We start from the raw sequence: 8719 nt of genomic DNA on the forward strand, positions 1-8719 counted from the left end.
CAACACTTGATTTGGGGAACCCGCGCTGGCACGGCTGGCGCGGGTTTTTCTTATGCCTAGAGCGTCTTTGTTTTACGCAATTCCGGACGGAAAACCGCTTCGCACTTTTCCTGGAATTGCTCTGATCGGATCCGGAACATGAGTGACATGGATACTCTCGAAAACTCCCTGATGGCCGACATCGCCTCGGCCGGCGACGAGGCATCGATCGAAGCGGTGCGCGTTGCAGCACTGGGCAAGAAGGGCGCGGTGTCCGAAATGCTGAAGACGCTGGGCGCGATGAGCGCCGAGGAGCGGCAGGTCAAAGGCCCGGCGATCAACGGCCTGAAGAACCGCGTCACCGAAGCGCTGACGGCACGCAAGGCCGAACTGAAGGACGTGGCGGTCACTGCCAGGCTCGCCGCGGAGACAGTCGACGTGACGCTGCCGGTGCGGCAGTCGCCGGCCGAGCGCGGCCGCATCCATCCGATCAGCCAGGTCATCGACGAGATCGCGGCGATCTTTGGCGATCTCGGCTTTGCCATTGCTGAAGGTCCCGACGTCGAGACCGACTACTACAATTTCACCGCGCTGAATTTCCCCGAGGGGCATCCGGCGCGCGAGATGCATGACACCTTCTTCTTCCAGCCGGACGAGAAGGGCGAGCGCAAGCTGTTGCGCACGCACACCTCGCCCGTGCAGATCCGCACCATGGAGAAGCAGAAGCCGCCGATCCGCATCGTCATTCCGGGCAAGACCTACCGGCAGGATTCGGACGCCACCCATTCGCCGATGTTCCATCAGGTCGAGGGTCTGGTGATCGACAAGTCCGCCAATGTCGCCAACATGAAGTGGGTGCTGGAAGAGTTCTGCAAGGCGTTCTTCGAGGTGCCGCAGGTGAAGATGCGCTTCCGGCCGTCGTTCTTCCCGTTCACCGAGCCAAGCCTCGAGGTCGACATCCAGTGCGACCGCTCGCGGCCCGGCGAAGTGCGCTTCGGCGAAGGCTCCGACTGGATGGAGATCCTCGGCTGCGGCATGGTGCACCCCAATGTGCTGCGCGCCGGCGGGCTCGATCCCGACGAATATCAGGGCTTTGCCTGGGGCATGGGCATCGACCGCATCGCCATGCTGAAATACGGCATGCCGGACCTGCGCGCCTTCTTCGACGCCGATGTGCGCTGGCTGTCGCATTACGGTTTCAGGCCGCTCGACATGCCGACGCTGTTCGGGGGTCTCTCCGCATGACGGCGCCGCACACTGGCGGCTGCCGTTGCGGCGCCGTGCGGTTCGAGGCTTCGGCCGAACCGCACCATGTCAGCTATTGCCATTGCGGCGATTGCCGGCGGGCCAGCGGCGCGCCGGTGTCGGCCTTTGTCGGCTTCCTGACCGAGCAGGTGGCTTTCACCGGCAAGGCGCTGAAAATGTACGAGAACGGCCCGGTGACGCGCTCGTTCTGCGGCATTTGCGGCTCGCCGATCGCCTATGTCGACGAGCGGCTGGAAGACCACATCTATTTCATGCTCGGCGCCATGGATATGCCGGCCTATTTCCGGCCGACGCACCATGCCCATGTGCGCGAGCAGCTGCCTTACCTGCATATGCCCGACGACCTGCCGCGCCATTTGAAGACAAGCGTGCCCAGACCCGACGGGCAAAGACAAAACGGAACACAGTGATGAAACTCACCCTCTCCTGGCTCAAGGATCATCTGGAGACCGACGCCACGCTCGACGAAATCGTCGAGCGGCTGACATCGATCGGCCTCGAAGTCGAGCATGTCGACGACAAGGCCAGCCTGAGGCCCTTCGTCATCGCCAAGGTGCTGACGGCGGTGCAGCATCCCGATGCCGACCGGCTGCGGGTGCTGACGGTCGACACCGGCAATGGTGCGGCGCCCATCCAGGTGGTGTGCGGCGCGCCGAATGCCCGCGCCGGCCTGATCGGTGCCTTCGCGGCGCCCGGCACCTATGTGCCCGGCATCGATGTGACGCTGACTGTCGGCAGGATCCGCGGCGTCGAAAGCCACGGCATGATGTGTTCCGAGCGGGAGCTGGAGCTGTCGGATGAGCATAACGGCATCATCGACCTCCCGGCCGATGCGCCTGTCGGCACCAGCTTCGCAGCTTACGCCCATCTCGACGATCCGGTAATCGAGATCAATCTGACGCCAAACCGGCCGGACGCGACCAGCATTTACGGCGTCGCCCGCGATCTGGCGGCAAGCGGGCTCGGCCGGCTCAAGACCGCGCCGGTCGAGGTGATCAAGGGCAAGGGCGAGACGCCGGTCAAGGTGACGATCGAGGCGCCGGAGCTTTGCCCCGGCTTCGCCCTGCGGCTGGTGCGCGGCGTCAAGAACGGTCCTTCGCCGAAATGGCTGCAGCAGCGGCTGATCGCCATTGGCCTCAGGCCCATCAGCGCGCTGGTCGACATCACCAACTACGTCACCTTCGACCGCGGCCGGCCGCTGCATGTGTTCGATGCCAGGAAGGTCGCCGGCAATCTTGTCGTGCGCCGCGCCAAAGACGGTGAAAAGGTAATGGCACTGGACGGCCGCGAATACACGCTGACGCCTGAGATGTGCGCCATCGCTGATGACAATGGCGTCGAATCGATCGCCGGCGTCATGGGTGGCGAGCATTCCGGCTGCGACGAGAACACCACGGATGTGCTGATCGAATCGGCACTTTGGGACCCGATCACCACGGCCCGCACCGGCCGCACGCTCGGCATCATCACCGATGCGCGCTACCGCTTCGAGCGCGGCGTCGACCCGGAATTCATGGTGCCGGGAGTAGAGCTGGCAACCAGGTTGGTGCTGGAGTTCTGTGGCGGCGAGCCGACGGAAACCGAGGTCGTCGGATACGCTGGCCATACGCCCAAGATCGTCTCCTTCCCGCTGTCGGAAGTGAAGCGGCTGACCGGCATCGAGGTGCCCAAGGCTGAAAGCCTCGACATCCTGTCGCGCCTCGGCTTCAAGCCGCAGGGCTCGGGCGATGTCGTCGATGTCGCGGTGCCGTCCTGGCGCCCGGATGTCGATGGCAAGGCCGACCTCGTCGAGGAAGTCATGCGCATCCACGGCGTCGACAACATCGCGCCGCAGCCGCTGGGTGCGCATGATGCGGTCAATTCCAAGATCCTGACCACGCTGCAGGTGCGCACCCGCACCGCCAAGCGCTCGCTCGCCGTGCGCGGCATGATGGAGGCCGTCACCTGGTCGTTCATCCCGGCCAGGCACGCCGAACTGTTCGGCGGCGGCCAGACGGCGCTGAAGCTCGCCAACCCGATCGCCGCCGACATGTCCGACATGCGGCCCTCGCTGCTGCCGGGGCTGATGTCCGCCGCGCAGCGCAATGCCGACAAGGGCATTGGCGACGTCGCGCTGTTCGAGGTCTCCGGCACCTATGAAGGCGACCAGCCGGAGCAGCAGCGGCGCGTTGCCGCCGGCGTGCGGCGTGGTACCGCAAAGCTCGACGGCTCCGGCCGCAGCTGGGCCGGCAATTCCGTCCCGGTCGGCGTGTTCGACGCCAAGGCCGATGCGATCGCTGCGCTGGAAGCCTGCGGCGCGCCGGTCGACCGGCTGCAGATCGAGCCTGGCGGCTCGGCCTGGTATCATCCCGGCCGCTCCGGCACGATCAAGCTCGGACCGAAGACAGTGCTCGGCACGTTCGGCGAATTCCACCCGAAGACGCTGGAGGCGCTCGACGTTTCGGGGCCGATCTGCGGCTTCGAGGTCTATATCGATGCCGTGCCGGAGCCGAAGGCCAAGCCGACGAAAACCAAGCCGAAGCTGGAGCTCTCCGCCTTCCAGGCGGTGAAGCGCGACTTTGCCTTCGTCGTCGACAAGGCTGTCGAGGCCGGCACGCTGGTACGCGCGGCACTCGCCGCCGACAGGAAGCTGGTCACCGGCGTCTCGGTGTTCGACGTCTTCGAAGGCGCGTCGCTCGGTGCCGCCAAGAAGTCGATCGCCATCGAAGTCTCGATCCAGCCGGTCGAAAAGACGCTGACCGACGAAGATTTCGAGGCGCTGGCCAAGCGCATCGTCGACAATGTCGGCAAACAGACGGGCGGCGTGCTGAGGACGTAAGGGGATTGCCGACAGGTGGCGAATCGCTCTCCAAAGGGCGATGGACCATCTGCGTTATTCCGGTCTCCCGTTCGAAGCACAACGGGAAACGTTTTTCGCAATCGTGTCGGCTGACCCGCTGGTTAGCGACGCACTGGCGCGGGCACGCTCGCTCGACCTGCCGGACTGGCTGGTGGTTTCAGGGGTGCTCTACAACAGCGTCTGGAACCATCTGACCGGCAAGCCGTCGGGCTACGGCATCAAGGACGTCGATCTTTTCTACTTCGATGACAGCGACCTGTCCTACGAGGCCGAGGACGCCGTCATTCGTCGGGCGTCGGAACATTTCGAAGGGCTTGCGCTGCCGGTCGAGGTCCGCAACCAGGCGCGGGTGCATCTGTGGTACCCGCAAAAATTCGGCCAGCCCTGCCCGCGCTATACGAGTTCCCGCGAATCCGTCAGCCATTTTGCCTCGAAGACGCATGCGGTCGGGGTGCGGTTCGATGCTCACGGGCAGTTGGCGCTGGTGGCGCCGTTTGGGCTGGATGACATCTTTTCGTTTCGCATCACGCCGAACCGGGTGACGGATAACCAGCGCACGCATGAGGCCAAGGGTAAACGGGCCAGGGATTGCTGGCCGGAGATCACGGTGGTGCCGTGGTAGGGGCGTCGGCGCGAGGCACCCCCCTCTGCCCTGCCGGGCATCTCCCCCTCAAGGGGGGAGATTGGCAGCTGGAGCGTCAGCGCTCTTCCTTGCAAATGTTGGCGATAAAGCGAAAGCGCCGATGACATCTAATCTCCCCCCTTGAGGGGGAGATGGCCGGCAGGCCAGAGGGGGGTGCCTCGCGCCAACCTCCGCAACCTTCATCGCCACGCGCCAACGCAAAGAGGCGCCGAAGCGCCTCTTTCGATTTACCCCGCGATGACCGGTTACCCATTCACCAGCGCCAGCAATTCCTCCGTATAGCGCTTGCCCATCACCTTGTCCGGTGACAACGCATCGCCAATCGCCGCCACTTCGGCCGCACTCAGCTCAATCCCGGCCGCCGCCGTGTTCTGCTCGAGATGGCGTATCTTGCGCGCGCCCGGGATCGGCACGATGAAATCGCCCTGGTGCAGCACCCAGGCGAGCGCCAGCTGGGCCGAGGTCACGCCCTTTTGCGCCGCCAGTTTCTCCAGCGAGGCAATGACCTTGGCGTTGGCCGCCATGGCGTCTGCCTGGAAGCGCGGCAAGGTGCGGCGCCAGTCGTCGTCGCCCAGGGCATCCGGCTTGGCGATGGTGCCGGTGAGCAGCCCGCGGCCGAGCGGGCTGTAGGGGACGAAGCCGATGCCGAGTTCGCGGCAGACGGCCAACACCTCGTCTTCGGGATCGCGGGTCCACAGCGAATATTCGCTCTGCACGGCAGCGATCGGATGCACGGCATGCGCCCGGCGTAGGGTCGCGCCGCTCACTTCCGACAGTCCCAGCGCCCGCACCTTGCCTTCGCGCACCAGTTCGGCCATGGCGCCGACCGTTTCCTCGATCGGCACGTTGGGGTCGACACGGTGCTGGTAGTAGAGGTCGATGACATCGGTATCGAGCCGCTTCAGCGAGGCTTCCGCCACCGCCTTGACGTGCTCGGGGCGGCTGTCGACACCGACCATGCGCGCCATGCCTGAACCTTCCTCGGAAATCTTGAAGCCGAATTTGGTGGCGATGGTCACCTTGTCACGCACCGGCTTCAAAGCCTTGCCGAGCAGGATTTCATTCTCAAAGGGGCCGTAGACTTCGGCCGTGTCGAAGAAGGTCACGCCGATCTCGACGGCCCGGCGCAAAGTGGCGATCGCTTCGACTTCCGGCTGGCCGCCATAGCCGAAGCTCATGCCCATGCAGCCAAGGCCGACGGGGAAGACTTCGAGTTCGGTGCCTAGTTTGCGGGTTTTCATGGCGCATCTCCTTGTTGCGATGGCCAGGAGATAGCGCCTTGCCTTGCGTTCGATAATCATCCGTCTTTTGCACAGCTTGTGCTATAAAATAGATCAATGAACCGAACGAACCTCTCCCAACTCGCCGTGCTCGCCACCGTCGCCCAATGCGCCAGCTTCCGGGGCGCGGCCCGCGAGCTCGGCATCGCGCCTTCGGCGGTCAGCCACGCCGTGTCGAGCCTGGAGGCGAGGCTTGGCGTGCGGCTGCTGGCGCGCAGTACCCGCAGTGTCGCCCCGACGGAGGAAGGCGCCCAGCTTCTCGAGCGGCTGCGGCCGGCGCTGTCGGAGATCGATCTGGCGCTGGAAACGGCGGTCGAGGCGCGCGACCGGCCGGCCGGCAACCTTCGGCTGACCGTGCCGCGCACCGCCGCGCATCTGACGCTGACGCCGCGGCTCGGCGGCTTTGCCGCAGCCTATCCCGACATCGTGCTGGAGATCATCATCGAGGACCGCTTCACCGATGTCGTCGAGGGCGGCTTCGACGCCGGCGTGCGGCTCGGCGAGAGCCTGCAACGCGACATGATCGCGGTGCGCATCGGGCCGGACATTCGCGGCGCCGTCGTCGGTGCACCGTCCTATTTCGAAAGAATGCCGAAGCCGCGTCACCCGCGCGATCTCGCCGACCACCGCTGCATCCGCTTCCGCTTCTCCAGCGGCATCCTCTACCGCTGGGAGTTCGAGAAGGACGGCGAGGAGATCGAGATCGCCGCACAAGGACCGCTGATCCTCGACGAAGACCATCTGATCGCCCAGGCGGCCATCGACGGCGCCGGCCTCGCTTTCGTCTTCGAGCCTTATGTGCGGGGCCCGCTCGCCGACGGAAGGCTGATCCGCGTGCTGGAGGACTGGTGCCCGCCCTTCGAGGGCTTCTTCGTCTACTATCCCAGCCGCCGCCAGATGCGCCCGGCGCTCAGGGCGTTTGTGGATTTCTTCAAGGTGGGCAGCTAGTTACCCTTCCCGTTGTGGGGAGGGTGGAAGAACGCCGTCGCTTCGATTGAATTCATTTGGCCAAGGTTGGCGCCGCCCCTCACCTGCCTGCCGGCATCCTCTCCCCGTAAACGGGGCGAGGGATGCTCTCCTCGATGATTTCGCCAATTACCAGCGTCGCAGAAAGGGCGCTGCGGGGCCGCTGCTTCTTTCTCCCCGTTTACGGGGAGAAATGCCCGGCAGGGCAATGAGGGGCAGCGCTGACGTCGGGAAGAAAGCGCCATTCGGAAGCGTTTTCTTGCCATGCAGCCCATCACCAACACCACAACCCGCTACGGCTGGGTGGCAATCATCCTGCACTGGCTGATCGGCATAATCTTCATTGGCCAGTTTATTCTCGGCTTCGTCATGGTGCGATTGACCAGCCAGCGCACCGCCTTCGAGCTCATCCAGCTGCACAAATCCTTCGGCTTCCTACTGCTCGGCCTCATCATCCTGCGCATCGCCTGGCGGCTCGGCAATGCTGCGCCGGCTTTGCCGGCCTCGGTTGGAGGCCTGGAGCGTCGCACTGCGCCGCTGGCGCATCTGGCGCTCTATGGCTTCCAGCTCGCGCTGCCGCTGTCCGGCTGGGCGCTGGTTTCGGTGTCGATGCTGGAGATACCCAGCATGCCGTTCAACCTTTTCGTGATGCCGAACCTGCCACTCGGCCTGTCCGACGCTGCCGAGAGTTTCTGGGCAGCCGTCCACTGGTATCTTGCCTATGCCGGCATTGCGCTGGTCGTGCTCCATATCGCGGCGGCGTTGCGCCATCATTTCTGGCTGCGCGACAGCGTGTTTACGCGCATGATCACGCCTTCGTCAGCGCCCGACAGGGAATAGGGCGCACCGCGTATTCGTTCATGGAGGAAAGACGCAGGACTTTGCCTGCCCCAGAAGGACAAAACCCATGTATGCGCGTATCCTAGGATTGGCGGCTGTCGCCGCTTGCTTTGCCATGCCTGTGTTGGCGGCGGTGGATCTTAACGACGCCGCCGGCAGCTACACGGTCAACCCGGCCAGCTCCAGCATCCGCTTCTCCATCGGCAAGGTCGGCGGCGGCGGGCTCAACGGCGCCTTCGGCCGGTTCAAGGGATCGATCCGCATCGACAACAGCGATGTCGGGCGTTCACAGGTCAATTTCACCATCTATCCCGATAGCGTCGGTACAGGCCAGGGCCGCATCGACGCCTTCCTGCGCTCCGACGCGGTGTTCGATGCCGCCAACAATCCGGAAATCCAGTTCCGCTCGACCAGCGTGACGCGCACCAGCGACACCACGGCGCTGGTCAGCGGCCGGCTGACGGCGCGCGGCAAGACCTTTGCGGAAAAGTTCACCGCCGAGCTCGGCGGGCTGAAAAGCGGCACGATCAAATTCCACGTCACCGGCAAGGTGCTGCGCTCCCGCTACGGAATGGATGTCGGCACGCCGATCTATTCGAACATCGTCGACTTCGACATGACGCTGACGGGGAAGAAGGGCTGAGCTTGGCAGAACTTTGTCCAGCCGATAGATGGGTAACAGTTTGAACCGGATACATAGGTAACAGTTTTGCCCTATGTTGAGTTCGCCGCAGCGCCAAGCGGTTTGGTTGGCGCGGCGCTTCGGCGAACCAGTTTGCTGTGCTTCTGGTCGATAAACCCGAGCGGATGGGCATAGAAGCGCATCGCCCATTCGCCGCTCTCCGTTTCTTCGATGGCAACCGGTTCGCCTGCCAGCGTGGCCGAGACGTAGATTTCGGCGCCCTG

8 protein-coding genes and 1 pseudogene are annotated in these 8719 nt (G+C 64.4%); 7 read left to right on the plus strand and 2 right to left on the minus strand.

Annotated elements, in window-relative coordinates:
- Nucleotides 1-138 precede the first annotated feature (138 nt).
- The 4 genes from pheS to AC1DYC_RS25590 are packed head-to-tail and all read left to right on the plus strand — an operon-like array spanning nucleotide 139 to nucleotide 4706.
- Nucleotides 139-1224: a phenylalanine--tRNA ligase subunit alpha gene (gene pheS / locus AC1DYC_RS25575; protein WP_477410532.1), complete on the plus strand. Its 1086-nt coding sequence runs from the start codon at nucleotides 139-141 to the stop codon at nucleotides 1222-1224.
- Nucleotides 1221-1655: a GFA family protein gene (locus tag AC1DYC_RS25580; protein WP_477410533.1), complete on the plus strand. Its 435-nt coding sequence runs from the start codon at nucleotides 1221-1223 to the stop codon at nucleotides 1653-1655. Before pheS ends, AC1DYC_RS25580 begins: the two co-directional genes overlap by 4 nt.
- Nucleotides 1655-4063 (plus strand): phenylalanine--tRNA ligase subunit beta, encoded by a 2409-nt coding sequence (gene pheT / locus AC1DYC_RS25585; protein ID WP_477410534.1) that lies wholly within the window; start codon nucleotides 1655-1657, stop codon nucleotides 4061-4063. Before AC1DYC_RS25580 ends, pheT begins: the two co-directional genes overlap by 1 nt.
- A 40-nt stretch (nucleotides 4064-4103) precedes the next feature.
- Nucleotides 4104-4706 (plus strand): nucleotidyltransferase family protein, encoded by a 603-nt coding sequence (locus AC1DYC_RS25590; protein WP_477410535.1) that lies wholly within the window; start codon nucleotides 4104-4106, stop codon nucleotides 4704-4706.
- 266 nt (nucleotides 4707-4972) lie between these two features.
- On the opposite strand, the gene AC1DYC_RS25595 is transcribed toward AC1DYC_RS25590, so the two are convergent.
- Nucleotides 4973-5968: an aldo/keto reductase gene (locus AC1DYC_RS25595; RefSeq protein WP_477410536.1), complete on the minus strand. Its 996-nt coding sequence runs from the start codon at nucleotides 5966-5968 to the stop codon at nucleotides 4973-4975.
- Nucleotides 5969-6064: 96 nt separating this feature from the next.
- Between AC1DYC_RS25595 and AC1DYC_RS25600 the strand changes: the two genes are divergently transcribed.
- The 3 genes from AC1DYC_RS25600 to AC1DYC_RS25610 all read left to right on the plus strand — a co-directional run bounded on the left by AC1DYC_RS25600 (nucleotide 6065) and on the right by AC1DYC_RS25610 (nucleotide 8456).
- Nucleotides 6065-6955, plus strand: a complete 891-nt coding sequence (locus AC1DYC_RS25600; protein WP_477410537.1) for a LysR family transcriptional regulator — start codon at nucleotides 6065-6067, stop codon at nucleotides 6953-6955.
- Between the two features lie 282 nt (nucleotides 6956-7237).
- A complete protein-coding gene (locus AC1DYC_RS25605; RefSeq protein WP_477410538.1) occupies nucleotides 7238-7813 on the plus strand; it encodes a cytochrome b in 576 nt (191 codons plus the stop codon).
- Nucleotides 7814-7880: 67 nt separating this feature from the next.
- Nucleotides 7881-8456 carry a YceI family protein gene (locus AC1DYC_RS25610; RefSeq protein WP_477410539.1) on the plus strand — a complete coding sequence of 192 codons (576 nt, stop codon included), beginning with the start codon at nucleotides 7881-7883 and terminating at the stop codon, nucleotides 8454-8456.
- Between the two features lie 71 nt (nucleotides 8457-8527).
- Here AC1DYC_RS25610 and AC1DYC_RS25615 read toward each other — a convergent pair.
- A pseudogene (locus AC1DYC_RS25615) lies at nucleotides 8528-8719 on the minus strand (integrase); the annotation flags it as partial.

It is taken from the genome of Mesorhizobium sp. P2_E7, assembly GCF_056403855.1.